Source organism: Lactonifactor sp. BIOML-A5 (genome assembly GCF_009677585.1).
GTDB lineage: Bacteria > Bacillota > Clostridia > Lachnospirales > Lachnospiraceae > Lactonifactor.
The window spans coordinates 41,414-67,197 of sequence record NZ_WKYV01000025.1; the positions used below are offsets into that span (position 1 = coordinate 41,414).

General features: G+C 47.3%; 23 protein-coding genes and 2 riboswitches. Of the genes, 8 read left to right on the forward strand and 15 right to left on the reverse strand.

Going from position 1 to position 25,784, the window contains the following annotated elements; translation table 11 throughout:
• Positions 1-54: 54 nt before the first annotated feature.
• From GKG41_RS17715 to GKG41_RS17740, 6 genes are all read right to left on the reverse strand, one after another.
• Positions 55-1,026, reverse strand: a complete 972-nt coding sequence (locus tag GKG41_RS17715) for a sensor histidine kinase (protein WP_154261086.1) — start codon at positions 1,024-1,026, stop codon at positions 55-57.
• An 11-nt stretch (positions 1,027-1,037) separates the two neighbouring features.
• Entirely contained in the window at positions 1,038-1,736 is a 699-nt protein-coding gene (locus GKG41_RS17720; protein ID WP_154261088.1) for a response regulator transcription factor, read from the reverse strand.
• Positions 1,737-1,807: 71 nt separating this feature from the next.
• A complete protein-coding gene (locus tag GKG41_RS17725) occupies positions 1,808-3,823 on the reverse strand; it encodes a M56 family metallopeptidase (RefSeq protein ID WP_154261090.1) in 2,016 nt (671 codons plus the stop codon).
• 3 nt (positions 3,824-3,826) lie between these two features.
• The gene (locus tag GKG41_RS17730; protein ID WP_154261092.1) at positions 3,827-4,189 is read right to left on the reverse strand and encodes a BlaI/MecI/CopY family transcriptional regulator; all 363 of its coding nucleotides are present in this window, start codon (positions 4,187-4,189) and stop codon (positions 3,827-3,829) included.
• A 96-nt stretch (positions 4,190-4,285) separates the two neighbouring features.
• Positions 4,286-6,091 (reverse strand): aminopeptidase P family protein, encoded by a 1,806-nt coding sequence (locus tag GKG41_RS17735; RefSeq protein ID WP_154261094.1) that lies wholly within the window; start codon positions 6,089-6,091, stop codon positions 4,286-4,288.
• Positions 6,092-6,123: 32 nt separating this feature from the next.
• The gene (locus tag GKG41_RS17740; protein ID WP_154261096.1) at positions 6,124-8,280 is read right to left on the reverse strand and encodes a Tex family protein; all 2,157 of its coding nucleotides are present in this window, start codon (positions 8,278-8,280) and stop codon (positions 6,124-6,126) included.
• A gap of 186 nt (positions 8,281-8,466) precedes the next feature.
• A riboswitch (PreQ1 riboswitch) is annotated at positions 8,467-8,511 on the forward strand.
• A 45-nt stretch (positions 8,512-8,556) separates the two neighbouring features.
• Here GKG41_RS17740 and GKG41_RS17745 point away from each other — a divergent pair.
• From GKG41_RS17745 to GKG41_RS17760, 4 genes are all read left to right on the forward strand, one after another.
• Positions 8,557-9,594 carry a nucleoside hydrolase gene (locus GKG41_RS17745; RefSeq protein ID WP_154261098.1) on the forward strand — a complete coding sequence of 346 codons (1,038 nt, stop codon included), beginning with the start codon at positions 8,557-8,559 and terminating at the stop codon, positions 9,592-9,594.
• Positions 9,591-10,169 (forward strand): ECF transporter S component, encoded by a 579-nt coding sequence (locus GKG41_RS17750; protein WP_154261100.1) that lies wholly within the window; start codon positions 9,591-9,593, stop codon positions 10,167-10,169. Before GKG41_RS17745 ends, GKG41_RS17750 begins: the two co-directional genes overlap by 4 nt.
• Positions 10,156-10,845, forward strand: coding sequence for a radical SAM protein (locus GKG41_RS17755; protein ID WP_347563342.1), 690 nt, complete (start codon positions 10,156-10,158; stop codon positions 10,843-10,845). The genes GKG41_RS17750 and GKG41_RS17755 overlap by 14 nt, the downstream gene beginning before the upstream one ends.
• A 71-nt stretch (positions 10,846-10,916) precedes the next feature.
• Positions 10,917-11,525, forward strand: coding sequence for a DUF4190 domain-containing protein (locus tag GKG41_RS17760; protein WP_154261104.1), 609 nt, complete (start codon positions 10,917-10,919; stop codon positions 11,523-11,525).
• Positions 11,526-11,569: 44 nt separating this feature from the next.
• On the opposite strand, the gene GKG41_RS17765 is transcribed toward GKG41_RS17760, so the two are convergent.
• The gene (locus GKG41_RS17765) at positions 11,570-11,998 is read right to left on the reverse strand and encodes a DUF2752 domain-containing protein (protein ID WP_154261106.1); all 429 of its coding nucleotides are present in this window, start codon (positions 11,996-11,998) and stop codon (positions 11,570-11,572) included.
• Positions 11,999-12,295: 297 nt separating this feature from the next.
• Here GKG41_RS17765 and GKG41_RS17770 point away from each other — a divergent pair, with 297 nt between their 5' ends.
• Entirely contained in the window at positions 12,296-12,835 is a 540-nt protein-coding gene (locus tag GKG41_RS17770; protein ID WP_173015587.1) for a M48 family metallopeptidase, read from the forward strand.
• A 31-nt stretch (positions 12,836-12,866) separates the two neighbouring features.
• On the opposite strand, the gene GKG41_RS17775 is transcribed toward GKG41_RS17770, so the two are convergent.
• Together GKG41_RS17775 and GKG41_RS17780 are read right to left on the reverse strand one after the other, a co-directional pair.
• On the reverse strand, positions 12,867-13,808 hold the full coding sequence (locus GKG41_RS17775) for a cation diffusion facilitator family transporter (RefSeq protein WP_154261110.1): 942 nt from the start codon (positions 13,806-13,808) through the stop codon (positions 12,867-12,869).
• 259 nt (positions 13,809-14,067) lie between these two features.
• Positions 14,068-14,164: riboswitch (NiCo riboswitch) on the reverse strand.
• 74 nt (positions 14,165-14,238) lie between these two features.
• Complete coding sequence (locus tag GKG41_RS17780; protein ID WP_154261112.1) at positions 14,239-16,254, reverse strand: hydantoinase/oxoprolinase family protein; 2,016 nt, start codon at positions 16,252-16,254, stop codon at positions 14,239-14,241.
• A 171-nt stretch (positions 16,255-16,425) separates the two neighbouring features.
• Here GKG41_RS17780 and GKG41_RS17785 point away from each other — a divergent pair, with 171 nt between their 5' ends.
• Positions 16,426-17,262, forward strand: coding sequence for a prepilin-type N-terminal cleavage/methylation domain-containing protein (locus tag GKG41_RS17785; RefSeq protein ID WP_154261114.1), 837 nt, complete (start codon positions 16,426-16,428; stop codon positions 17,260-17,262).
• A gap of 71 nt (positions 17,263-17,333) precedes the next feature.
• On the opposite strand, the gene GKG41_RS17790 is transcribed toward GKG41_RS17785, so the two are convergent.
• Both GKG41_RS17790 and GKG41_RS17795 read right to left on the reverse strand, forming a co-directional pair.
• Positions 17,334-18,458 carry an aldo/keto reductase gene (locus GKG41_RS17790; protein ID WP_154261116.1) on the reverse strand — a complete coding sequence of 375 codons (1,125 nt, stop codon included), beginning with the start codon at positions 18,456-18,458 and terminating at the stop codon, positions 17,334-17,336.
• A gap of 61 nt (positions 18,459-18,519) precedes the next feature.
• Positions 18,520-19,137: a sugar O-acetyltransferase gene (locus tag GKG41_RS17795; RefSeq protein ID WP_154261118.1), complete on the reverse strand. Its 618-nt coding sequence runs from the start codon at positions 19,135-19,137 to the stop codon at positions 18,520-18,522.
• A gap of 279 nt (positions 19,138-19,416) precedes the next feature.
• On the opposite strand from GKG41_RS17795, the gene GKG41_RS17800 reads away from it, so the two are divergent.
• A complete protein-coding gene (locus tag GKG41_RS17800; protein ID WP_154261120.1) occupies positions 19,417-20,277 on the forward strand; it encodes an AraC family transcriptional regulator in 861 nt (286 codons plus the stop codon).
• A gap of 105 nt (positions 20,278-20,382) precedes the next feature.
• On the opposite strand, the gene GKG41_RS17805 is transcribed toward GKG41_RS17800, so the two are convergent.
• Positions 20,383-21,426 (reverse strand): hypothetical protein, encoded by a 1,044-nt coding sequence (locus GKG41_RS17805; RefSeq protein WP_154261122.1) that lies wholly within the window; start codon positions 21,424-21,426, stop codon positions 20,383-20,385.
• A 343-nt stretch (positions 21,427-21,769) separates the two neighbouring features.
• Between GKG41_RS17805 and GKG41_RS17810 the strand changes: the two genes are divergently transcribed.
• Complete coding sequence (locus GKG41_RS17810) at positions 21,770-23,044, forward strand: LysM peptidoglycan-binding domain-containing protein (RefSeq protein WP_154261124.1); 1,275 nt, start codon at positions 21,770-21,772, stop codon at positions 23,042-23,044.
• Positions 23,045-23,478: 434 nt separating this feature from the next.
• On the opposite strand, the gene GKG41_RS17815 is transcribed toward GKG41_RS17810, so the two are convergent.
• The 3 genes from GKG41_RS17815 to GKG41_RS17825 all read right to left on the reverse strand — a co-directional run bounded on the left by GKG41_RS17815 (position 23,479) and on the right by GKG41_RS17825 (position 25,389).
• Positions 23,479-24,450: a phospho-N-acetylmuramoyl-pentapeptide-transferase gene (locus GKG41_RS17815; RefSeq protein WP_154261126.1), complete on the reverse strand. Its 972-nt coding sequence runs from the start codon at positions 24,448-24,450 to the stop codon at positions 23,479-23,481.
• Positions 24,451-24,556: 106 nt separating this feature from the next.
• A complete protein-coding gene (locus GKG41_RS17820; protein ID WP_154261128.1) occupies positions 24,557-25,075 on the reverse strand; it encodes a DUF2812 domain-containing protein in 519 nt (172 codons plus the stop codon).
• Positions 25,072-25,389, reverse strand: a complete 318-nt coding sequence (locus GKG41_RS17825; protein WP_187143943.1) for a PadR family transcriptional regulator — start codon at positions 25,387-25,389, stop codon at positions 25,072-25,074. Before GKG41_RS17825 ends, GKG41_RS17820 begins: the two co-directional genes overlap by 4 nt.
• Positions 25,390-25,784 lie beyond the last annotated feature (395 nt).

A 25,784-nucleotide genomic window follows, 5' to 3' on the forward strand; every position in this document is an offset into this window, starting at 1 on the left:
TACTTATCTGAGGACTATTATAACGTACAGGAAATTCTATATATAACAAATTCCTTACATTTTTCTGTTAGGAATCTTACAATTCCCATCCCCCCGCTCCAGGGGAAATTCCACTGTAAAGATAGTTTTCACAAAGGGTCTGCTCTCCAGACGGATTCGGCCCATCATGGCCTCTGTGAGACGTTTGGTAATGGTAAGTCCCAGACCGCTTCCGTGATATTTTTTATTTCTGGAGTCTTCCAGTGTAACCAGGCGCTCAAAAACCTGGTTCTGATTCTCTTCCACAATCCCCTTTCCTTTGTCGGAAACTTCAATCAAAACAAAGCCGTGACTCTCTCTCACGCAAAGACCGAGGTAGCCGCCGTCGGCCCCATACTTCATGGCATTTTGAAGCAGATTATTTAAGATTCGCTGCAGGGCCTGCTTATCCCCCTCTATATAAAGCGGAGCCTCCGGGATTTGGATGTCGGTCCGGAAACCGGGCCGGTTCAGCGAATCATAATAATTAATAATCTCATTTCTGCAGATTTCACAGATATCCAGCCGGATGTGTTCCAGGGCAATGTCCCCCGCCTCCAGCTTTGCCAGGTCAAAAAACTCATTGATCATGTACAGCACATCCTTCGTTTTTCGGTGGATTTTTTCTATTTTTTCATAGGTCCCCGACTCCATGTTCTCCCGACTGCTCAGTATCATCTCTGAATATCCGTAGATAACAGTGAGCGGGGTCTTGAGATCATGGGAGATATTCGCCAGCATCTTCCTGCTTTGCTCTTCATATTGTCTCTGCATCTGTTCCAGATCTGACAGATGCTCCAAAAACAGGTTGACTTGGATCAAAAGTTCCTGGATCGCTTTTTCATCAGAAAAAAGCAGGATTTGCTCCTGCTTTGCATTGCTCCCGTATTCTGCCAGCTCTCTGGTGAGGGTCCTAAGCTGCTCTGTCTGGTTTCTGTATCTGCTCTGGGCCCTAAGCCACAGAACTCCCAAAAACAGAGCTGCCATAATCAGAAGTATAACTGCCATACGTATTCTCCTTACTCACTTTCCAGTTTGTACCCAATCCCCCATACCGTTTTAATGTACCGGGGCTGGGAAGGATTGTCTTCTATTTTTTCTCTAAGACGGCGAATGGTCACATTGATTACATTCTCATCGTTCAGGAATTCATCATCCCATATCTCCTGATAGAGCTGTACCTTGGTGTATACTTTACTTGGATGGAGGGCAAACAGCTTCAGAAGTTCATACTCTTTAGCCGTAAGCTTCAGCAGCCTTCCGCCTTTGGACGCCGTCAGATTTTCCGTATCAATCAACAGTTCCCCCAGGCGGATAATTCCTTTGTCACTGCTCTCCTTCTCCTGATATTCTTTATTTCGTCTCAGACAAGCTTTCACCCTTGCCTGGAGTTCCACCACGGAAAAAGGCTTGGTGATATAGTCATCAGCCCCATATTCCAGGCCCAGCACTTTTTCATATTCTTCATTTCTGGCGGAAAGGATCAGTACTGGCACTGTACTTACTGCCCGTATTTTTTTCAGTACCGTCAGTCCGTCTACCCTGGGAAGCATCAGATCCAGCACAAGCAAATCATACCCGGCGTTCTCAGAAAAAAGGTCCAGTGCTTCCTGCCCGTCTGCAGCTGAGGATGTGGTATAACCCGGCAGAGCCAGCGCTTCCTCCAGCATCTCCCTTATGTCTCCGTCGTCCTCTACAATTAAAATTGATCGATTCATAGATTCCCCTCCGTGTCTCCTGCATTCCTCCCTATCTTAACACAGATTTGGAAAATAATCACCACGGTTATCTATTCCAGATAAATCGTCACCGGTCCCTCTGCGCCGCCTATCACGGAGATGTCCTCTGCCTGGAGCAGTTCCAGCAGTTCCTGCACCCTTTTTGCTGAGCTTCCGTACTCTTTAATGCTGCTCCCATCTTCCAAAAAAGGAAGACTGCTTTCATCCCAGTACCTTGTCATCAGAGTTTCCTCCCCGGCATCTTTTAAGGGATACTGCCACTGTACCTCATCCAGATTATCTGTCAGGGCCAGCAACAAGGCCGAGGCTCTCATCATAGTCCTCTCCAGTTTACGGTCATCAGACAGCGGGTCCTCATAGACCACCCGAAGGACATAGGGTCTTCCACTTGTCTCCAGTTCCGTAGTGTAGACTGCCTTGGGCATATATCCATTGCCGGAGAGAATGCCTAACAGCTTCCCATTGGCGGAAGCATCTCCCAGATAGGGATGTCTGGCCTCAAACAGTGCATTTGCCTGCCGTGAGATCGCAAGACCGGCCATTAATTCTTCCTGATCTTTCTCTGAAAAAATGATCCGGTACAGAATGGCTAGGTCATTCTCACCTACTGCCCAGGGATTCTCCATAAAGTCTTTGCAGGAGTACCCATGAAGAATGCCCTCCGACGCATTCACAGCTGTCAGCACCAGATCCTGCTCCGGTTCAAATGATACTTTACGAAAGGCTTTGTCTGCCTCTTTCGAAGCTTCCAGCACAGAGAGACTGATTCCCCTGCAGGTATTCCCGGGCAATTCACTGACCAACTCATAACCTGCATCTTCCGATGAAAACTGCAGATTCAGGTGTGCAGCGCTGTATCCTCCCTTTGGACTGCGCTCCACCCAAAAACCGGTTGTGCCGGTTCCCCCAAAAGGAATCCCCCCCTCCCCTACTCCTTTGCAGACCTTCACTTCTCTCTGTTGTAAACTGCCGTTATGATACACTTCTGTATAGAGGGCAAAGGATCTGATTTTTTTCTGCAGACGGTAAGAAAATGAGGAAGACTCCCCGGGCATACTTTCCGATACAGACGGCTGCAGATTCTGAAACTGTATATAATTCTTCTTCCCTGTTCCATTGGTCCCGCAGATTACCAGCAGAACAGCGCACAGGCATACAAGGCCTGCTGTGCTCCATACTCCCAGTCTCCGGAATCTGAGAATGTTTTTTATTCTGCCTTTCGTTTGGCTCTCCCCAAAGGATAGTGGCCGAGGCACAGAGAACCTTCGCCCTGCGGCAAAGCACAGCAAAGCCATACTGTAGTCTGCTTTGGCATTCTCTCCCAGATGCCTGATCACCCATTCGTCACAGCTCATCTCCATATCCCTCTCCATACAGTAATAGGCGGCCCAGACCAGTGGATGAAACCAGTAAACTGCCAGAAGAACAAATGCAAATAATTTAACCAGATAATCCCTTCGCCTGATATGATACTGTTCGTGGAGCAGAATAACCTCCATCTGCTCCTCGGGAAGCCGAAAGGGAACATAGATTTTAGGAGACATCAGCCCCATGACAAAGGGCGAGGCAATCTCATCACACTCGTAAATATTCTCCCGCATAAGGACAGCTCTGGATATCTTCTTCTGTACTCTGAAATATGCGATCCCCCCATAGAGCAAAAGCAGCACTACCCCTGCTATCCATATTCCGGAACCAATCTGTCCCAGAGACAGGTTTCCCCGCACTCGTAACACATCCCCGGCGGTGCTGCCCGTTCCGGTAAGATTGTCCACCCCACGCACAACCTCCGCTGTACCTCTTGCCGCTGCATTCTGAGGAATCCTGGTGATAAGCCCGCTGTCATTCAAGCTCTCCCCCTGTTCAAAGACTGAGAGATTAAAAAGACTCAGCCAGGAAGACAAGGATACCGGGCAGATCAGCCGGAAGGCCGCCGCACTCCAAAGACAGTAGGAATAAATCTTGGGCGCCTTTCTTAGGAAACACCGGATCACAAGCACAGCCAGAATCACGCATCCCCCCATGGCACCCAGATCCAGGATCCTGAAAAATAATCTTTCTGCCATACGTTACACCTCCCTGTGGGAATCAATCAACTTCTTTAGCTCTTCCGCCTCCTGTTCCGATATCTTTTTGTCTCCCAGAAATGCGGTGAGAAAGGATGGGAGCGAGCCGTTAAACGTACGCTCTACAAAATAATCGCTCTCCTTTGCCTGCACTTTTTCTCTGGGAATCAGGACAGAGACCACAGCATCCACATTCTGTATGTACCCCTTTTCACAGAGCTTCCTGATTGAAGTGTAAGTGGTTGACTTTTTCCATCCCAGAGTTTCGCGGCACAGCTGCACCAGTCTCCCGGATCCCACCGGCGCATGTTCCCACACAACCATCATAAAACGGTAATCGCTGTCACAGAGTTTGTAATATTCCATGCAATTTCCTCCTCTATCTTTTAAATCATATAAGGTCGGTTGTTATAGACCTAATTTAAGTCTATAACAACCGACCTTATAAAACAAGCATTATTTTTATACTTCCTTTTTTAATGGCAGCGTCGCCTTTCGGAGCCACTCCCGCTCTTTTTCAAGCAGCAGCGGCCCGATGGTCTGGTACACCCTCTCATGATATTCATTCAGCCACTGAATCTCTTTTTCCCGCATCATCTCAGGGATCACGGCAGTCGTATCAATGGGCACCAAAGTCACAGGCTCAAATTCCATAAACTGGCCGTACTCGGTTTTCTCAGCTTTTCTGCACAAAAGCAGATTCTCGGTCCGGATCCCATACTTCCCTTCTGCATAGAATCCTGGTTCATCAGAGGTGAGCATCCCCTCCTCCAGCACAGCGTTTTCTCCAGGGACAGAAGAAACCTTCCACCGGATTGAATTAGGCCCCTCATGAACGTTTAGAAGATATCCAACTCCGTGACCTGTCCCATGATTATAATCAAGTCCACACTCCCAAAGAGGTCCTCTGGCCAGATAATCCAGATTCGCACCGCAGCATCCATAGCGGAATCTGGCTTTTGCCAGGCGGATATTCCCTTTCAGAACAAGGGTAAAATGTTTTTTTTGTTCCCTGGTCAAAGGTCCCACAGCCACTGTTCTGGTAATATCAGTGGTTCCCTGCCAGTATTGGCCGCCGGAATCCAGCAGAAAAAAGCCCTCCGGCCGTATCTCTGTGTCTGACTCCTCTGTGGGACTGTAGTGGCACATTGCTGCATTCGCTCCATAGGCGGCTATGGTGGAGAAGCTCAATCCCAGACAGTCTGGATCTTCCCTCCGCAGCTTCTCTATATAGGCAGCTGCGTCTAATTCCGTAATTCTTTCTTTTCCCACCCTCTCAGAGAGCCAGTACAGGAAACGGCATAGGGCTACTGCATCTTTGATATGAGCAGTCTTAAGATTTCTGATCTCAGTCTCATTCTTTACTGCCTTTTTCAACGCGGTTGGATTTCTGTCATCTATAATCCTGCAGAAACGCCCGGTTACCGCCTGATAAATGGCATAGTTCACAGTCTCCTCATCCAGAAGAATAGCCTCTTTGGCTGCAAGCCTGTCCGCATATTGATAGACAGAGAAATAGCTCTGACAGGTGATTCCGTCTTCCTCCAACTCCCGGCGGAGGCTTTCCTCCACTGCTTCCCTCTGGACAAACAGTACAAACTTATCCTTTGTAACTGCCGCATAGGATAAAAAGACTGGGTTGTACACAATATCGTTCCCCCTCAGATTCAGCAGCCAGGCAATATCATCCAGGCTGGCCAGGATATGGACAGCGGCGCCTCTCTGTTCCATCTCCATTCTGAGCTCTTCTATTTTTCCCTTCCTGGATTTGCCGGCATAGCATTCCTCCAGACGATATATAGGCTCACAGGACAGCCTCGGGCGATCCGCCCATACAGTGTCTCCCAGATCCTCCTCCCAGGCGATTATTCCATGCTTGCTTTTTATGCACTGTTCCATTTTCTTGCCTAAAGCAGCACTTACTGTCCGTCCGTCAAAGCCAAGGCATCCGTCTTTAGGAATATTCTTTTCAATATATTCCTCTGTGGTAGGTACGCCCTCCTCCCCCATCTTCATGAGAAGGATCCCGCTCCCCTCCAGCTCCTTGGCTGCCTGAACAAAGTATCTTCCGTCTGTCCAGAGAGCTGCCTCTTTTCTGGTTACCACCAGGGTTCCCGCTGACCCGGTAAAGCCTGACAGAAATGCGCGGAGTTTAAAGTATTCCCCAACATACTCAGACTGATGGTAATCTGCGGTGGGCACAAGGTAACAGTCTATGCCCCGTTTCAGCATAAGACTCCTAAGTGCCTGAATCCTTTCTTTTATCATAGCTTCTGCTCTCTCCTTCCTGTCATCTCCCCCTAAGAAATCCCTTTCATTGTCAGCGCAATTCTTTTTTTCTGCAGATCCACACTTAAGACCTTTACTTCCACTACATCCCCCACACTGACTACCTCCAGGGGATGCTTGACAAATTTTCTGTCTGTCAGCTGAGAAATGTGGACCAGTCCGTCCTGATGCACACCAATATCCACAAATGCGCCGAAGTCAATTACATTGCGCACTGTTCCCTTTAATATCATGCCCTCTTTTAAGTCTTTCAAATCCATAACGTCTGTTCTTAAGATAGGTTTCGGCATCTCGTCTCTGGGATCCCGGCCTGGTTTTTCCAGTTCCTTCACAATATCCCGGAGCGTAATCTCGCCCACACCCAGTTCCTGGGACAGCTTTTTATAGTCCCGGATGCCTTTGGACAGGCCGGCCAGTTTTCTGCCCGCCACATCCTTGGTGGTATATCCCTGCCGTTCCAGCAGCTTTTTCGCGGCCTCATAGCTCTCCGGATGCACGCTGGTGGCATCCAGAGGTTCTTTTCCCTCTAGAATTCTCATAAATCCTGCGCACTGTTCAAATGCTTTGGGTCCCAGTTTGCCTACCTTCAGAAGTTCTCTGCGGCTCTGGAAGCGTCCGTTTTCCTCCCGGTAGCTTACAATATTCTTCGCAATGGTTTTCGTAATGCCGGAGATGTATTCCAGCAGGGACGCGGAGGCTGTATTTAGATCCACACCCACCTTATTTACACAGTCTTCCACCACACCCGTTAAGGCTTCCCCTAACTTCTTCTGGTTCATATCATGCTGATACTGGCCTACACCGATGGATTTGGGATCGATCTTAACCAGCTCGGCCAGGGGATCCTGCAACCGTCTGGCAATAGATGCGGCACTTCTTTGTCCCACATCAAAATTGGGAAATTCCTCAGTGGCCAATTTGCTGGCCGAATACACAGAGGCACCGGCCTCATTGGTGATAATATACTGTACCTTTTCCGGTATTTCCTTTAAGAGCTCAACAATAATCTGCTCGGACTCCCTGGAAGCTGTGCCGTTGCCCACAGAAATCAGAGTAATATGGTAGCTTTTAATCATTTTTTTCAAGGTTTCTTTAGCTGCTGCGATCTTCGCCTCCGAGGTAGGCGCCGTGGGGTAGATAACCGCAGTATCCAGTACTTTCCCGGTGGCATCTACAACCGCAAGCTTACATCCGGTACGAAAGGCGGGATCCCACCCCAGTACTACCTGCCCGGCAATAGGAGGCTGCATGAGAAGCTGTTCCAGGTTCTTCCCAAACACCTTAATGGCCCCGTCCTCTGCCTTTTCCGTCATATCGTTGCGTATCTCCCGCTCAATGGCCGGGGCAATCAGCCGTTTATAGCTGTCTTCCACGGCCTCCTCAAGAACCGGAGCCGTATGCGGATTATCTCTGGTTATCACCTGTTTTTTCAGATAGCGAAGAATATCCTCCTCAGGGGCTGCAATCTTCACTGTGAGAATTTTTTCCTTTTCCCCCCGGTTCAGCGCCAGAGTTCTGTGGCCAGCTACCTTCGCTACAGGTTCTTCAAAATTATAATACATTTCATATACAGACTGCTCTTTTTCATCCTTGGCAGCAGAGAGAATCCTTCCGTTTTTGAAGGTCATATCCCGGATACGCATTCGGTAATCGGCCTCATCGGAGATATACTCTGCAATAATGTCCCTGGCCCCTGCAATAGCCTCTTCCACGGTCCGGACTTCTTTTTCTTCAGACACAAAGGCTTCGGCCTCTTTCTCTACAGGCTGGCCTGTCATCTGCAGACGAATAATATTCGCCAGCGGCTCCAGCCCTTTTTCTTTGGCAATGGTAGCTCTTGTTCTTCTCTTAGGCCGGTAGGGACGATATAGATCTTCTACCACAACCAGGGTCTGGGCCGCCAGAATCTGTGCCTTCAGCTCATCGGTCAGCTTCCCCTGCTCTTCAATGCTGGACAGTACCTGCTGCTTTTTTTCCTCCAGATTTCTGAGGTAGTTTAAGCGTTCAAACAGGTCCCTCAGTACTTCGTCGTTCAGGGAACCGGTAGCCTCCTTCCGGTATCTGGAAATAAATGGGATGCTATTCCCTTCATCTATTAATTTCACAGCAGCCTCGACCTGCCATCTTTTTACCTGCAATTCTTCCGTTAATGCCTGAATAATATCCATACAATTCTGATCCTTTCCTTTTACTCTAACTTTCACAATAGCAATGAGAGGCTCATTTGTCAAGTTCCATCCAAATCCCTCTGTTTTACCTGTATATTATTTTTCTCCGTATACGCTCCTGACTTTTTATGATATAATAAAACCCGTGCATTTATACAAACAGAACTGGCGGATCTACCGCCGGCTTCTGGACTGGTTCGCGAACTTCCCAGTATAAAAAACCAAGTATCTCAATTGCTGCCATCGGCAGACTAAAAATGTAAAGGAGATTGGAGAATGAATGCTAAAAGAGTCATAATTGATTGTGATCCCGGTATCGATGATGCCCTGGCCCTGATGCTGGCACTGGCTTCACCGGAGCTGGATATTCTGGGGATTACCGTAGTCTGCGGAAATGTCCCCGCGGCAAAAGGTGCCGAAAATGCCCTGAAAGTCCTGGACTGGATGGGACGTACGGATATACCGGTGTATCTGGGGGAAGAGAAGCCCCTGACCCGGGATTACACAGATGCCATGGATACCCATGGACTGGATGGTCTGGGGGAATCCGGTTTCCCCTCTGTAACGGCTGCCCGCCCGAAGACCGGAGCCGTTTCTTTTCTTACAGAAACCCTGAAAACAACAGATCAAGTATCTATCATTGCACTGGGACCTCTGACCAATATCGCCAGAGTTATTTCCTGTGCCCCGGACTGCCTGCAGGGGCTGGATGAATTCGTATCGATGGGAGGCTGCTATAAAAGCCATGGAAACTGTTCCCCTGTGGCTGAATACAATTACTGGTGCGACCCCCATGCCGCAAAGGTTGTATACGAAGCCTTTGCCTGGCTGCCTCAGCTGAAAGGCAAACGGATTCATATGGTGGGTCTGGATGTCACCCGGAAAATCGTCCTCACCCCCAGCCTTCTCTGGTATATGCAGTCCATAAATCCCTCCATGGGCAGCCGGATTGCAGCGATCACCCGATTCTATATGGATTTTCACTGGAAACAGGAAGGAATCATTGGGTGCGTCATCAACGATCCTCTGGCTGTTGCCTACTTTATTGACCGCCGCCTCTGCAGCGGTTTGTCATGCTATACGACCATTGAGACAGAGGGAATCTGTATGGGGCAGAGCGTGTCTGATACTATGGATTTTTGGAAAAAGCCCCACAACAGCTTTATCCTGACACAGACAGACGCCTTCGGTTTTATAAAGTTCTTCTTACAGCGGGTGATACATGCACAAGAAAGCCAGATGGAATCGGTCCTCCCACAGATAATGGCGCCGGACCCTGCCTGTGATTTCCAGGAAAGGGGCGGGTTTTTATGAAAAAAATGACCGTACTGCAGCTGTGTCTGCTGGCTTTGGCTGCCGGCCTCAATACCGCAGGAGCCTCTGTTGCCCTGGTTCTGCGTCTGCCTATTTATCTGGATACTCTGGGAACTATGCTGGCTGCTGCCCTGTTCGGGCCATTCTGGGCCATGGTGCCTGGGCTTATCAGCGGCCTTTTCTGCGGAATAACCAGCGATATTTACGCACTATACTATATTCCGGTACAGCTAATCACCGGCTTTGCCGCAGGACTTGTATTCAAGCGCTTTACGCCAAAGGGCCGGAAGATACTGCCCGCCTCTTTGTTTGTCTCACTGCCCGGAACAGCAGTGAGTGCCACTGTCACAGCTCTGCTGTTCGGAGGGATTACCTCCTCGGGATCCACTCTGCTGGTGCAGCTCCTTCATGGGATGGGCGCAAATCTCACCCTATCAGTCTTCCTGGTACAGGCAGCAACAGATTATGCGGACCGGGCTATTGTCATGGCGGCAGCTCTGGCTGTCCTCCCGCTTCTTCCCGGCTCTGTGAAATATCTATTGCAGAAAGGGGATGGGCACCGTGGAACGCTATAACCGTATCACCAACAAAAATAAGAGAGAAATCGTCCTGTTGAAATCCCGGCCCTGCGCCTGGGGAAAATGCCGTTTCTGTGACTTTATTGAAGACAATACCCTGGATAAAAACGAAATGCTGACCTTGAACGCCAGCGTTCTCTCACGGGTAACCGGTGGGTTCGGGGTACTGGAGGTTATCAACTCCGGCAGCTGTTTTGAGCTGCCCGTGGAAACCCTCGCCCTAATCCGAACAGTTGTCCGGGAGAAAGGGATTCACCGGCTGTTTTTTGAGGCCCACTGGATGTACCGGAACCGCCTGCAGGAGCTGAGAGACTATATGGGTATTCCTATTGTCTATAAGATTGGGGTAGAGACATTCGACTACGATTTCAGGGAGCACTATCTGAACAAGCATGCCGATTTCCGTTCTCCGGAAGAGGTCAGCCGGTATTTTGATTCACCCTGTCTTATGGTGGGGATAAAGGGACAGACCAGGGAGATGATCACGAATGATATTACTATACTGAAGAAATACTTTCCTCGGGGCACGATTAATATTTTTACCAATAACAGTACAGAGGTAAAGCGGGATCCGGAACTGGTGGAATGGTTTATGGACAAATACCGACACCTTCTTTGTGATCCCCAGATAGAGGTTCTCTATGAAAAAACTGATTTCGGTGTGGGGGATTAGAGTTACGCTTGATACAATGAAAGTAACATGATACAATAAATGGGATTAGAAACGAAAGAGAGGTCCTTTTCATGGATTACAATCATATGCCCGGCGGCTTTCAAAACGGCCCTTCTTATTCCAACTCCAGCCAGCAGATGTCCGGGCTTCAAAATCATTCAGAAGGCCTGGCCACGGCCGCATTGGTTCTGGGCATATGTTCTATCGTATTTGCCTGCTGCGGCGGTTCCCTGTTCTTCGGAGCCCTGGGAATTATTCTGGCCCTGCTCTCAAGGGGCGGATCCCGCATGGCCAGCAATGCAAAAGTAGGACTTGGTCTGTCCATCGGCGGCTTCAGTCTCTGCCTAATCCTTGTTTTTGTCTCTGTCACCAGCTTCTTAACCACCACCGACGGTCAGAAGTTCTTTACGGTTATGGAGCAGCTAATGAACGGAGACCTAACCTTTGACTCTCAGCAGGAGATGGAGCAATATCTGTACGATTACTTCTACAACAATGGCAAAGGGACGGTTCCGGAAGCAGGCGGCGGATCCTCCACTCCCCCAGATACCTACGGCGTACCTGACGGGGATGGAGCCTATGACGACTACTATGATTATTATGATGACTTCTTTGACGGCGGAGAGTATTACGATAACGGCGAAGAGTATTATCACCAGTACAAGGAACATGAGATATAGAGTGATTTCAAAAAGGGAAAGGACGGTGTCCTTTCCCTTTTGTATTACAGCTGTATACCCCACACAGCCAGCAGAATATTTTTAAAAATCCAGTTCACAGCAAGGATACCCAGTGCAGTATACAGATATCCCTCTCTGAACCTCATCCCAATCTTCCACCTGTTCCCCGACAGTATCTCTATGGTATTGGATACCATAAACCAAACATACAATACTGCCGCATAAGGCACCAGAGGATGGTACCATAACGCCTGTACCAGCCTTCCGTGAGACAGAGCAATTGCAGCCCTTGTTCCCCCGCACCCAGGACAGTAATATCCCGTATATCTGTGAAAAATGCAGGGAAGACTATAATCCGAATAGCTGATATGCAGCCATCTTGCGGCCAGAACGATTCCGGTACACGCCGCCAGCAACGCCCACCCTGTCCAGTATAGGCTTCTGTTTTCTCTTTTACTTATGATTCTTTTCATGGCAGGTGCTGTCCATTTCTTGTAAAGTATCTCGGGCTCTCAGATTATTATAACCATTTTTACCTGTACGTCAAGAGGAATTCCCCGTCTCACACAAAAAGTATAGACATGTCCATACTAATATAATATAGTAAATATCACCCGGTTCGGGACTTTTATACATGATATTGCATAAGTTTCTATGGCAAATTCCGGCCTTTTTCAGTATAATAAATGCAGACCATTTATTACTTAAGATACAGGTCTAAGAATCTGGACAATATAAGGAGGATAAGATTAGATAAAGGGGAAATAAAAATGGAATACCAATTGATTTACAGCAACAGGACAACTCTGGCCATACAGACCACAGAAGAAGGCACTGTCCTTGTAAAAGCGCCTAAAAAATACTCAAGACGAAGAATCCGGCAGTTTGTCCGTTTTAAAGAAGGCTGGATTACCAGGAAAACGGAGCAGAAAAAGGCAGAGGCCTGGTATATCAATGCCCAGCCCTTTACCAGAAAAGAGCGTTCTTATTACTACGAAGCCGCGGCAGAGCTCTTTGAGGAGAAATCCAGCTATTATGCGGAAATCATGGGAGTTACATATAACAGAATCACGATCATGGAGAAGCGTTCCAAATGGGGAAGCTGCAGCAAAAAAGGGGAATTGCAGTTTAACTGGCGGCTTCTTCTGGCGCCGGAGCCTGTGCAGGATTATGTGGTGATTCTGGAACTGGCACAGCTCCTGAAGGGAATGTATTCCACAAGGGAAGTATTGGAAAGTATGATGCCTGAATATGAGTATCAGGAGTATTGGCTGAAGGCCAATGGTATCATCCTGTGGAGCAGGGCGTAGGGAATGTTCTTTTGTAGATTAGCAGCCAGCACTAGATTAAGTGCATGGCTGCTATTTGATTGGTGGGATTGGTTGGATTTACATGGACCATGCAGTGTTTTACCTGGGGAAATTCCTGCTCTATGGTGTCGTGGACAGATTCCGCAATTTTGTGGGAGTCGTTCAGGGTCATATCTCCGTTGGCAGAGATCTCGATATCCACGTATACTTTGGCGCCAAACATTCTGGTGCGGAGGAGATCGATGCCCTCTACCCCCGGAGTAGAGATGATGGCGGACTCCATGTTTCGGATGGTTTCCTCGTCGCAGGATTTGTCTACCATTTTATCCATGGCATCTCTGAAGATGTCGACTGCGGCCTTTCCTATACAGATACAAATTCCCACGCTGACAATGGGATCCAGAATGGGTGCCCCCAGCCTGGCGCCAAGTATGCCGATGAATGCGCCTACCGAGGAGAGCGCATCGGATCTGTGATGCCAGGCCTCTGCCATAAGTGCCCCTGAATTAATCTTTTTGGCGGCAGCTCTGGTGTACCAGTACATCCATTCTTTCACGATAATGGAAAGCACTGCTGCGATCAGTGCCAAAACGCCGGGCACCACCAGAGTTCCTTTGTCACGGTGTATGATTTTCTGTATCCCCCCGATTCCGATGCCCAGCCCTATAAGCATAAGAATCACAGCAAGCAGAATAGATGCCACACACTCCAGACGTTCATGTCCGTAAGGGTGTTCTTTGTCTGATTTCTTATCTGCTACAGTAACGCCTATCATCACGATAAAGGTTCCGAATACATCGGATGCGGAGTGCACGGCGTCTGAGATCATGGCCCCTGAGTGGGCGGCAATTCCAGCCAATAATTTAAAAAGGGACAGGATCACATTAACCCCGATACTGACCCTGGATACTTTCATTGCTATCCCTTTTTCTTTTGAACCTTCGTTAGTGTTTCCCTTATTCCTTCGTTCCATAATAGTTACCTCCATTCTCTTTGTGAATAAGATAGCTCTATGGCACCGGCGGCTGAGCCGCCACGCAAAAACCTGTTGCTTTGTTCACCGCGAGGGTACAAGAAAGATTGCGCGAAAGCGCAATCTCCGCCTGCGGCGGGCTGTCGCATGCAGCATCTTCCTTTCCGCCGCAGTGTGTTCCCCCGGAGTTTTTTTTATTACATACGGAACGAAGTTTCCTATGTAATAAAAAAACACCTGCGGAACAATATTAGTAAACTACTGTCCCACAGATGCTGCTTACATCTGCTGTCGCATACACGCGACCCGGCCCCACAAATGGAATATCCATTTATCGCCTGCTCAGTTTGTACTGTAGATTTATGCAGTGCAAAGAGTATTTTATATATCTTATGAAAAATATCCGGCTTTGTCAATACTTACGCCTTTATTATTTAGCACATGCCACAAAAAGAGTTTCCATAATGCCTCCAAAGCCGATAAAGTATTTGTCCGTACGTTCTACCTGGATCTCAAGTCTTTCCTTTTCATACCCACGCTCCAAAGCCTCCTCCTCCGCTCGTCTTACCGCAAGCTTTTCTGCCAGCGCACAGGCCTTTTCGTCCTCTTTGGGTTCGAAGATAACTGCCTCTCCTTTGGAGCTGACCCGAAGGTGGGTCACAGCGCCCCCGTTGTCATACACGTAAGTCACCATAGCCTGAGCCGTTACTTCCATATTACAGATTGCTGCCCCTATAGCATTGGCAACTCTGAAATTCTCAGGAATCACCGCCCGGGTCTGGAGTGCTTTTGCCACATCCTCTGTGAATACCTTGACAGGACCGCCAATTCCTATGAGCGGATACTCCAGCCGGAAGAGAGCTCTGAATTCCATGCCGCCGGGACATTCCTGTCCTTTTTTCTCCCCTTTTGCCTCCTCCCACTGACAGGCTATCATCTGTTCCAGCACCCCGCCCAGACCATCTCTTGCCGCCTCACTGTATTTTCTCACCATGGCCGCCCTGACTATATTCCGGTACATTTTAAACTTTACCCTGTCGTAAATCTTTTCACAGAGATCATCCAGCGTCCAGCCGTGAATATGAGCCAGATAAACTGCCAGGTTCTGAGCAGCCTGGGTATCGTGGTCTGTAAACTCCCCTCTCACATGCATAATATCCGTAGGGGTAAGCCCTGACTTCATAATGATTCCTCTGCTTTCAAGACTGCCAAGACGCAGATCACTGACACTCATCTTTAGCGTCCTGGCAAGCTGTCTCATAGACATAGGCTTTGTCTCCAGTGCGCAGATTATATCTCTTTCATGAGTCGGAAAGCTGCTGATGCTTTGCACTGGTTTTGTAAGCTTATAATACTCATGAGCATGATTGGATATCTGCCACTCACTGTTTCTCAGGGCACTCAATTCCTCACAAATCTGGGGATATTCCGATGCCAGAATGCAGATAGGGATTACTCTGCCATCCATGATCACCGGCTCGTTATCCTGAAACTTGACTTCGCTGTCCCCTCCCAGTCCGAAGGTGTCTATGTACACGCCCTTCACAAACGTCTTCCAGTCCCCGATAGTAATTCCCCCGCGCACAATGGACGGGGCACCGCCTCTTAGGATTGCGATATCTGAAGTTGTCCCTCCCATGTCAATCACATAGGCATCCTTCTCTCTTGTCAGCCCCCCAGCCCCCGTTACACTTGCCACAGGGCCGCACAGAAGCGTTTCAATAGGATGAAGTCTGGTGTACTCCACCGACATCAGCGTCCCGTCGCTGCGCACAATGGAAACGGGACAGTCAATCCCCAGTCTTCCCATAACACCCTTTACTGCCCTCAGAAACTCGTCAATCAAAGGAATTAATTTACCGTTCAGATATGCGCCCAGCCCCCGCTTTATAAATCCCAGCTCTTCGAAAAGCTCATATCCGCAGACAACGGTTTTCCCCAGAACTGACTGGATGATATCCCTGGCCTTCCGTTCCAGAACCGAACCGGTCTGTGCGGTATAAACTTCGCTGACTGCTATTACATCACAGCCGCCGCACTCCTCCCGTACCATCCCGGCAAATTCCTCCCAGTCCGGCATGCAGGGGATCTCCCCGGAAAACTTTGTCTTCGTATCAATGCAGAGCAGATCTCCCGGAGGTATTGCCCCCAGTTGAGCCGTAATTCTTAAGGCAGACTCCTTATCTGTTCCAAAGAGAATCAGTTTTGCCTTTCCATATTTCTTCTCCACACATGCATTTGTGGCCAGCGTTGTGGATAAAGCCACCATTTTACAGTCTCTGAGGTATTCCTCCGGTACCTGCCCCAGCGCGTTTTCAATTCCCGTTTCCAGGTTATCCTTTGTGGTCAGTGCCTTTGCCGACGCCAGAACCTCTCTGGTCTCTTCGTTCAGGACAGCTGCATCCGTATAAGTTCCCCCGGTGTCAATCCCAATCACTACATTCATGCTAAGACCCCTTTTCTTTATGATTCTAACTTAACTCAAAGTATAACCTATTTGAACACCTGGTACAATCTCATGAAATATAATATCGCATCTTTTTTTGTGGTTTTATACTAGTCTAATAGAGTCACTGGAGGTATAATAAAAACAGAATTGTTTGGAAAGGAAGTCACTATGAAGAAAAAGCCGCATAACCGGGGATTTACTCTGGTTGAAGTAATCGTCGTTCTGGTCATAGTAGGTATCCTGCTGGCCTTTCTCATCCCTGCACTTACCGGCTATATCAAAAAAGCGGCAATAACTGCCTGTAATGCCAATAAAGCCCAGCTTCTGAGAGATCTGACCGCAGAAGAAATTTATACCAAACAGGCAGACGGCTACTATGACACCAGAGAACTTCAGGAATTAGCAGACAAGTCTGAGTACAAGTGCAAGCAAGGCGGCGCCTATGAGGTAAGCAGAGGTTCTGACGGAACCATTGTTATATTCTGCCGGGAGCACGATAAAAACTATAATTTTAATATGAATGAGGCGCTTTCTCATGTAATATCCAATAACTCCGAAATCGCCGGTCTGATAAAAAACTATGCAGATCAGAAAAAACATATAGATTCCACGTCCGGGACTGGGAAAAGCTACGAACAGATCCTAAGCGCTTTGGGACAGGCGGGATTCAGCGCCTCTCAGGCAGGAGTCCAGACCTGGTCTCTCCAGGGTATGGGCAATGGAAATTATTATTTTTACTGGACAACAGAGGATATTACTTCCAAGAATCCGGGAGACAAAGTCAAAGTGCTGCGGTATAATTCTTCCCGGGGAACTTATACGGCCGGATATGTCACCATAGAAGAGAACACTTTAAGCGCTTCTGACTCCTCCGACGGGCAGAGCCATACTTATAATGTGCTCGGCAGGGGGGATACCAAGTGGGAAGAATATAAAGATACCCCGCAGTCAGGCAAGGATAAAAAGGACTACAATACGATCTTTGATGTGTTCAAGAAGATGTAAAAAGAATATACATAAGCCCCTCTTCTCACGGGGACGCCCAGGAGCGTCTTCCCGCAGAAGGGGGCCTTCTTCTATGCCTCTGTACTGTCTGTCAAATTGGCAATCTCCCTCATCCGTTCAATAATAGGAAGATGCTGGGTACACTGCTCTTCACATTTCCCGCAGGCCACACACTCTGCCGCCAGTTTTTTGTCTACATCCCAATGGAACCGGAATCTTCGGTTAATCTCCTCTACCTTCCCGGTGAGGATCTTCTGATTATAGGCATCCATGTATTTTGGAATCTCAATGTCTTTCGGACATCCTTTGCAGTAGCCACATCCGGTGCAAAGGTTATTCAGGGCAATTCCTTTTTCCTCAAACCTGCGGGCTACCTCTTTCGCCGGCCTTTCCTCCAGGTTCTCCACCGCTTTTACCGCATCGTCTATATGAGCTTTTGTGGTACATCCTGCCAGTGCAACTGTGATTTCCCTGTGAGATGCCACAAAACGCAAAGCTGCCTGGGGTACCGTCAGCTCCGTTCCCTCTGTCAGATAGGAAAATGCCTTGGGGTTCTGAGGGATGAGTCCTCCGCCCAGAGGGTTCATTACCACCACTCCCATGCCGTTTTCATATGCCTTTTCAATCCCACTCTGGCGGAACCGGTAATTCAGCGCGTTGTAGCCGATGAGCATTCCTCTGAATTTCCCGCTCTCTACTACAGTCTCAATATCATTTCCCTGCATATGGGAGGAAAATACAATATTGCGGATCAGTCCCTCTGCCTTTGCCTCCTCAAAAAAGCGGTAAAGAACCTCCATGTGCTTCTCCCAGGATTCCAGATTCAGCATGCACCACATATGGTAGAAATCAATATAGTCTGTCTTCAGACGCTGAAGGGACATTTCAAGCCTTCTGCGGAACAGCATCCTGTCCGGCTTCTCTGTGCCCAGGGTGCTGAAGTTTGTCTTTGAAGTCACATACACCTGGCTTCTTTTTATCTGAGACAAGGCCATACCCGTTACAATCTCACTTTTGTCCTCGCAGTAATTGGGCGCGGTATCCCAGTAGTTAATCCCCTTTTCAAAAGCATAAAGAGGAATCTCCGCACATTTTTCCAGCCGGCCGGCCCTAATGTCCTCTGCGTCGTACCGCATGGTACCCAGACCTACAGCTGAGACTTTTATACCTGTATTGCCGTATGATTTATAATACAAAACGTTGTCCTCCCATTGTGTTTTTCTTAATTTTATCATGGCTGGAGAGGATTTACAAAGATTATATGGCTCCGTATTCCCTTTTCAGTATTTCAAAATAGTCCGTTTTCTCTTCCTCTGTTAATTCCCGTATGACCCTGCAGGGAACCCCTGCGGCCACAACATTCGCCGGCACATCTCTGGTAATTACGCTCCCAGCCCCTATAATGGCGTTATCCCCTATGGTTACTCCCTGATCAATATGTACACCTCCTCCTATCCAAACGTTGCTGCCTATTGTAACAGGCTTCGCGAAACAGGCTCCCGCGGCCCGTTCTTCCGGGTCAAAGGCGTGCCGTGTAGTATAAATCCCAACCCTGGGACCAAACAGTACATTATCTCCAATTTCGATTCCACCGCCGTCCAGCATAACACAGTCAAAGTTTGCATAAAAATTATTTCCAATCTTGATATGGAATCCGAATTCACAGCGTAATGAAGGTTCAAAAAATACATTTTCCCCCATCTCCCCCAGCAGTCTTTTTAAAACAGCCTCCCTTGCCTCTTGGGGCTGGCCATAGGTACGGTTGTATTCATCGGTCAGGAATACCGTTTCTTTTCTTGCCTCGATCAGCTCCTCTGTCTGGTCATTATACATCTTTCCAGATATCATTCGCGCTTTCTGTTCCTCTAATGTCATACCTAACTATCCTTTCTGTTTTGCTATTTTATGCCCATGGGCTACCGTAAGTATACTCAGAAGATACACTATAATGCAAGTGCAGCGGCTCTGCAGTATGGATATTTTGTATTGTATCCCTAAACCGGTTATAATGACAGCACAAAGTCCCTACATAAAGTTACGATAAATATGGTACTATATCTTTATGTTATCTTTCGGACAGAAGAAAGCACGATAAATCGGGAACAATTGTTTTTCCAGTGATAAGATGGATACACAGACAAGGGAGGAAATGCTATGGAATGGATAGAAAGTATCAGTAAAGCGATCAGTTACATCGAAGATAATCTTACCGATGACCTGACCATCGAAAAAATTGCGGATAAGGTACTCATTTCGCCATTTTATTTTCAAAAGGGGTTTTCTATGCTCTGTGGATTTACTGTCAGCGATTATATCAGGCAGAGGAGGCTTACACGCGCCGGCAGCGAACTTGTTTCCACAGAGGAAAAAATTATTACCATTGCTCTGAAATATGGATATGATTCCCCCGACAGCTTTACGAAAGCTTTCACACGTTTTCACGGCGTTACACCTACGGCTGTACGAAAAGACGGAGCTATGATCAAATCCTTCGCTCCTCTGAAAATATCATTCACATTGAAAGGCGGTTATACTATGGATTACAAGATTGTTGAAAAGGAAGCATTTACAGTGATCGGCGCATGGAAAAAGTTTCCCTATGAAAATGCAGCGGAAGCGATTCCGAACTTCTGGACGGAACACTATCAGAGCGGCGGGGGCAGTACCGTATGCGGAACATACGGCGTTAACATTGATGAGAGTATGGGCGGCAAGGAATTTGAATACCTGATAGCGGACGATTACAAGGAAGGGACAGAGGTACCGGACGGCTTTATCACGAAAACGATTCCTGCATTTACGTGGGCGGTCTTCCCCTGCAGAGGGAGTATGCCAAATGCTATGCAGGAGGTATGCAGAAAAATTTTCTCTGAATGGCTGCCCAACTGCAAAGACTACGAGTTTGCCGCCGGGTATAATATTGAGATGTATCACGATCCTTCCAAATATCCTAATGGTGTCCAGGACGAGAGTTACTATAGTGAGATTTGGATTCCTGTAAAGAAGAAAGCTTAAGCGTGCGGCTTAATGAATCACTGTTCTCAATGCGGGGAGAAAAATGTTCTGGAAAAGAGAGGGGTGTGACTAAGATATGTCACACCCCTCCCTTTTTCAGACTATTTATTTACATCCCCTATCTGTTCCCTTTTTCCCTTTTATAATGGCGATGGCACCTGCATATGCAGCAAGTAATGTGACGGCCAGCCTTCCGATAGGAGCCGCGTCCCTGGTTTGAACCGCATCTATTTTGTGAGAAGACGTTTCAGCAGTATTAGACCCCTTTTTCTCATCCTGAGCATCCGGCAATTTTTCCGGCTCTTTTTCAATCATTTTAATTGTATATTCGCGGACATTCCCTGCAAGGCTATTTGCGTCTGCGACCCCTAATCCAATTAAAAACTCATCATATACTTTGTCCGGCTTACCCACGAGATAGTCACCATCTATCTTCATCCAGTCAGGAGCTCCATGAAACTCATAAGTAAAAGGTGGTGTTCCCCCTGTTACTTCCAGCGGTAGTTTAAATGCCTCTCCCACTACCAGAGTTACCACCCCGTCATCTGACGGTAGCTTTACCTCAGGTATGGTTCCAACTTCCTCGCCTACCACAAACGTAACATCTAATTCTGTGGAAGTTTCCCCGTTTGCATCTCTAACTTTATATGAAAATGAGTACTCGCCAGGTTCGTTAGGTGTCCCTAAAATCTCTGTGCCTCTGACAAATGCCCATTCAGGTCCGTTATACTCATAGATCTGATACGGGGGCTCTCCCTTTGACACATCAAGGGTTATCAGAAATGCACGGTTCACCTCCAGATGCAATTGACTTTCATCTACCGCTACATCTAAAAAATCCTCCTCTATAACCGGTTCAGAGGTATCTCCCTCAGCCTCATTCTCATTATACATATCTGTCAAAACTTCCTTTGTTTCCCCCGGCTGTTCCACTGGGAGTGCCTCCTCCCCAAGGGTATTTCTTTTACCCTCACCGCTGTCAAGATTCTGCTCCTCTACGCCAGTCATTGTGTCCACAATAGCAGAAGCTTCTAACTGTACAGTATCCTGTACCCCGGCGTATACTAACTCACCTGCCGCTCCAGACCCAATACATGATACAATTAACAATAACCCACAGCCCAATACGTATAGTCTATTTCTTTTCATACTCTCACTCCTTTTTTCCGTATAATATCAAACGCCAGAAGGAACCTCCTTTAATATTGACATTTTAACATTGTGCAGAGTATTTGTGTAGAAAATAAACTAGATTTATTAGTTTTTTAAATTAATCAGCATACTATTTTATATTTAAGACACAATTTGTCATTTTATCCCTTTATTTGTCTTTGCTTCTTAACTTCTGCATACATACTTAATTCACAACTCGAACTTATGCTTTCTTTCAACGCCCTCCTCTTCTAAAGGTAAACTACACGCTAACAGAATTTACCCCCGGGTATGCAATAAGAAAAACATGGCTGCATACATTAAAAGAAAAAGGATTTATATGGATATTCATATTGTTGCCCCAGGGGATACTATCGCCTCCATCGCAGCCCGGTACGGCGTTTCTCCCTCCCGCCTCTCCTATGACAATCAACTGAATGAACAGAGTCATCTGGTGGTAGGGCAGGCACTGCTTGTTTTGAAACCGGAACTGATCCATGAGGTTGTCCCCGGGGATACCCCCAGTTCCATATCCAGTCAGTATGGTATCTCTGCCCTTGAGCTTCTGCGCAATAACCCCTTCTTGTCGAACCAGCCTTACCTGGTCTCCGGAGAATATCTCATAATTCGTTATGATGGTGAAAAAACAGGAAGTATGGAGACAGATGGCTACGCATACCCTTTTATAAATCGTCCCCTTCTTCGGCAGACACTTCCCTATCTGACAGCTCTGTCCATTTTTTCTTATGGATTTACACCGGAGGGTGAATTGATTCCTGTGGACGACGCGCCTCTGATTTCCATGGCTCAGGAATTTGATACCCGGTGTGTCTTAGTGCTCACCCCGTTTTCAGCCAGCGGGACCTTTGATAATAATCTGGTTACATTAGTTACCAATAACCTGGAGGTGCAGAACAGAGTCATAGAAAATCTGCTTCTGACGGTTGCCCAAAAACCTTACCAGGAGGTTGATGTGGATTTTGAGTTTATACGGGCAGAAGACAGGATCCCCTATGTAGAATTCGTGAGGAATCTTACCCGGAGGATGAACGCCGTCGGAGTCATGGTCTCCGTAGCACTGGTCCCAAAAGTATCTGCCGATCAGCCGGGACTTCTGTACGAGGGAATTGACTACCGGCTGCTGGGGGAGGCTGCTAATACTGTGCTTCTCATGACGTATGAATGGGGCTATACCTACGGTCCGCCCATGGCAGTAGCCCCCATTCCCCAGGTCAGACAGGTGCTTGACTACGCCGTGAGCGAAATCACTCCCGCCAAAATATCCATGGGAATCCCCAACTATGGCTATGACTGGCCTCTCCCCTTCGTGCGCGGGGTCACGGAAGCTGCCAACATAGGCAATCACGAGGCCATTGAGATAGCCGCCTTGAACAATGCAGCAATTCAGTACGATGACATATCCCAGGCGCCGTTTTTTGAGTACACCAGAGATGGCGTCGGGCATATCGTTTGGTTCGAGGATGTGAGAAGCATCCTGGCTAAGTTAAACCTGGTAACAGAATATGGCTTTCGGGGTGTGGACTACTGGCAATTAATGCGGCCCTTCCGCCAGAACTGGCTGCTGGTAAACTACTTGTTCAATATCTTACGCTGATTCTGTCGCTGAATAATGGAAAAAGATGCAAAGTGCAAGAAAGGAAGCGCATTCCTGCCGCGCTTCCTTTCATTAAATCATTCTGCTATCTGACGCTCAATCTCCATCCCCCCGCTCCCTGATTGACATCTAAAATCTGCTCCGCCAGTCTTTCAACCATTACCTCTGATAATATCTTATCATTATTCATACGCGCACCTCCCGGAACTGTCTTCATGTACTGTTGTGTAGTATTACTTCTTAATACTATAATACTACTTTTATCAATAATGTCAATCCTTCTTGTGTATTATTCTTTGCTATTACATACAGCGAAGGCGTGTGTCAGCCCAAAGAAAATGAACTAGGGTATGCCTCTTGGTATAACACATTATAGCACAGAAAGCTCCCATCCTCTGTAAAGGATGAAAGCTTTCCTAATAATAACTTACTGATTATATCATTCTCATAATTACTAAATAAACCGCAGCCATTGAGATAACGATCTGTATTATAGTAAACCGGAATACCGTCTGCGTATTGGACCATCCCCAAACCTTCCTCACGTGATCGTGAAGGGGCGTCCGCACATTTTTCAAAATACGTATCTTTAAAAACCTAAGCAGCGACACCTTTAGCAGCCCCAGACCGCCGTCAAGAATCAATACCAGTGCAACCAACAGGTATAAAAACGGACTCCCTGTCTTGAGTACTGCAATACTGATAAACAGTCCCATGGCTCTGGAACCTGCATCTCCCATCATCAGTTTGCTGGGCGTGGCATTAAACCACAAATACCCCAGGATACAGACCGCGAACAGCAATATCAGATAACTGAAATCATCATTCTTCCCTTTTATAATATCAATAATATAGATGCTGATAATGGTAACCAGCGTCAGGGTTCCTGAAAGACCGTCCACCCCGTCGGAGCAATTAGTAACATTTATGGATGCCCATACCAAGATGACTGTCAGAATTCCAAATAAGACAGCAGGAATTGTAATGGTTGTCCCGGTAATCATAATCTCCACTTTATTAGAATTATAGTTTAAAAACGTTACCGCCACCATAGCCGCAATCACAAAATCCAGAAATCCCTTTTTATATTCTCCCCAGGGCACCTTAGATGCATCATCTAAAAAGCCCATCATCATAGCTGCCACTACTAAAATAATGTAAATGACAAGCTCCCCGCTCAGCCTTGCAAAGATCAGCCCGGATGCGGCAAATACCAATATAAATATGAATCCGGCCCCTCTCGGCTTCCCCGCGGACAACTTACCGTCATGGGCAAAATCCCTTCCTATATCCTTCGGCAGCAAGGGATGAAACTTCGCCGTGCAAAAGCAGGTAGCAAAAAATGCAAAGAGTATGCCCAGAAACATCACTGTCGGTACCGAACCGTTAATAATAAAATTTACCATTTGTTTTTTCCCTTTTTCTTTATTCTCTTTTTGTCAGCACCCTTAATTATAGCCTCCCAAAGAGGAAAAAACAATGCCTTTTTGCTTATCTCCAGAGATAAACATACTATCCGTTTCTCCGTTTTTCCAGTTCCTCGATCTTCCACTGGCATTTCCAAATAATTCTCAGCAGAACAATAAGCAACAGTCCAAAACAAACCGTTGTTCCCCCGAAAATATAGGAACCGGTCTGAACTGCAGCATTGAGTTGAAGAAACACAACTATCACTTCCACTATCATAATGTACGTAAAGAAATTTCTTATTCTTTTATACTGTACCACTCTCGAGGAATCATCGGTATACAGTTCAAATCCCCCGTCTTGGGCATCTTTTCTCAGATAAACCCACTGGCTCCACTGTTCTACCACCTCAATACCGCTGTCCTCCATAAATTCCTTAAAGTCCCGGGCACCGGCAGAAGTACTGGGCATCAGATCAATCTGGTAAATGTACTGTCCCGGTTCACAGGGAACAAAGGTATATACACCCAGGAAGTAATGCTCCAGTGCCCAGCCTTGGTTAACCATCTCATTCAGCCATATCTCTTCTGCATCCTTATCGTAGTACCACTTAAACTTTTTCATTCCCCTTCCCCCATTCTTTTCGCATTGTCCAGCATTTCCTGCAGTCTGTCTACTTCTCTTCCAAATATTTCTTTTCCTGTCTCTGTTATCACATACTCTTTCTTTTTCCTGGACGTCTTATCCTCACTGTACAGCCTCACCCATCCCTTTGTCAGCATAGAGTTAATGGCCCCATATAAGGTTCCGGGGCCTAAACTCACCCTCCCGCAGGTAATATCGGCCACTTCCTGTATAATGCCGTATCCATGTTTGGGACACCTTACAGCTAACAGAATATAATACCAGGCTTCTGTCAGTACAATACCGTTTTCCACACCTATCGTCCTCCAATCTATCGTATATCAAATATATCGTCAATCGATATATTATAATATATCAGCTGACGATATATTTGTCAATAAAATTATAGTTTTGTGTATGTAAAGTTCGAGATAAAATAGTCGGCCAGCGCAGCGTCGCAGACGGACGGTCAAGGGAGGAGGTCTTGGGGCCAGGGGGACTGGGTGGATCTGCTTGCTACTGCGTTTCTCCTCTGCTAACTGCCTGGCCGTTCACTAAGAAGCTCAGGAAAGCCTTCGCTCCTAAGTGACCGCCGGCAGTGGATCTTCGGACGCACTCCGTAGTCTGCACAGATCCACCCAGTCCCCCTGGCCCCAAGACCTCCTCCCTTGACCTGGCAGAGACTCACTTCACATTCACGGAAAACGGG

Coding starts and splice junctions, on each gene's coding strand:
- GKG41_RS17795 (WP_154261118.1), bottom strand. CDS start 19,137: ATGACATTAGAGGAACAGAAAGCGCGAATGATATCTGGAAAGATGTAT.
- GKG41_RS17760 (WP_154261104.1), top strand. CDS start 10,917: ATGGATTACAATCATATGCCCGGCGGCTTTCAAAACGGCCCTTCTTAT.
- GKG41_RS17735 (WP_154261094.1), bottom strand. CDS start 6,091: ATGATAAAAGAAAGGATTCAGGCACTTAGGAGTCTTATGCTGAAACGG.
- GKG41_RS17820 (WP_154261128.1), bottom strand. CDS start 25,075: ATGAAAAAGTTTAAGTGGTACTACGATAAGGATGCAGAAGAGATATGG.
- GKG41_RS17775 (WP_154261110.1), bottom strand. CDS start 13,808: ATGGAACGAAGGAATAAGGGAAACACTAACGAAGGTTCAAAAGAAAAA.
- GKG41_RS17740 (WP_154261096.1), bottom strand. CDS start 8,280: ATGGATATTATTCAGGCATTAACGGAAGAATTGCAGGTAAAAAGATGG.
- GKG41_RS17725 (WP_154261090.1), bottom strand. CDS start 3,823: ATGGCAGAAAGATTATTTTTCAGGATCCTGGATCTGGGTGCCATGGGG.
- GKG41_RS17810 (WP_154261124.1), top strand. CDS start 21,770: ATGGATATTCATATTGTTGCCCCAGGGGATACTATCGCCTCCATCGCA.
- GKG41_RS17785 (WP_154261114.1), top strand. CDS start 16,426: ATGAAGAAAAAGCCGCATAACCGGGGATTTACTCTGGTTGAAGTAATC.
- GKG41_RS17745 (WP_154261098.1), top strand. CDS start 8,557: ATGAATGCTAAAAGAGTCATAATTGATTGTGATCCCGGTATCGATGAT.
- GKG41_RS17730 (WP_154261092.1), bottom strand. CDS start 4,189: ATGGAATATTACAAACTCTGTGACAGCGATTACCGTTTTATGATGGTT.
- GKG41_RS17805 (WP_154261122.1), bottom strand. CDS start 21,426: ATGAAAAGAAATAGACTATACGTATTGGGCTGTGGGTTATTGTTAATT.
- GKG41_RS17815 (WP_154261126.1), bottom strand. CDS start 24,450: ATGGTAAATTTTATTATTAACGGTTCGGTACCGACAGTGATGTTTCTG.
- GKG41_RS17720 (WP_154261088.1), bottom strand. CDS start 1,736: ATGAATCGATCAATTTTAATTGTAGAGGACGACGGAGACATAAGGGAG.
- GKG41_RS17765 (WP_154261106.1), bottom strand. CDS start 11,998: ATGAAAAGAATCATAAGTAAAAGAGAAAACAGAAGCCTATACTGGACA.
- GKG41_RS17750 (WP_154261100.1), top strand. CDS start 9,591: ATGAAAAAAATGACCGTACTGCAGCTGTGTCTGCTGGCTTTGGCTGCC.
- GKG41_RS17800 (WP_154261120.1), top strand. CDS start 19,417: ATGGAATGGATAGAAAGTATCAGTAAAGCGATCAGTTACATCGAAGAT.
- GKG41_RS17715 (WP_154261086.1), bottom strand. CDS start 1,026: ATGGCAGTTATACTTCTGATTATGGCAGCTCTGTTTTTGGGAGTTCTG.
- GKG41_RS17780 (WP_154261112.1), bottom strand. CDS start 16,254: ATGAATGTAGTGATTGGGATTGACACCGGGGGAACTTATACGGATGCA.
- GKG41_RS17770 (WP_173015587.1), top strand. CDS start 12,296: ATGGAATACCAATTGATTTACAGCAACAGGACAACTCTGGCCATACAG.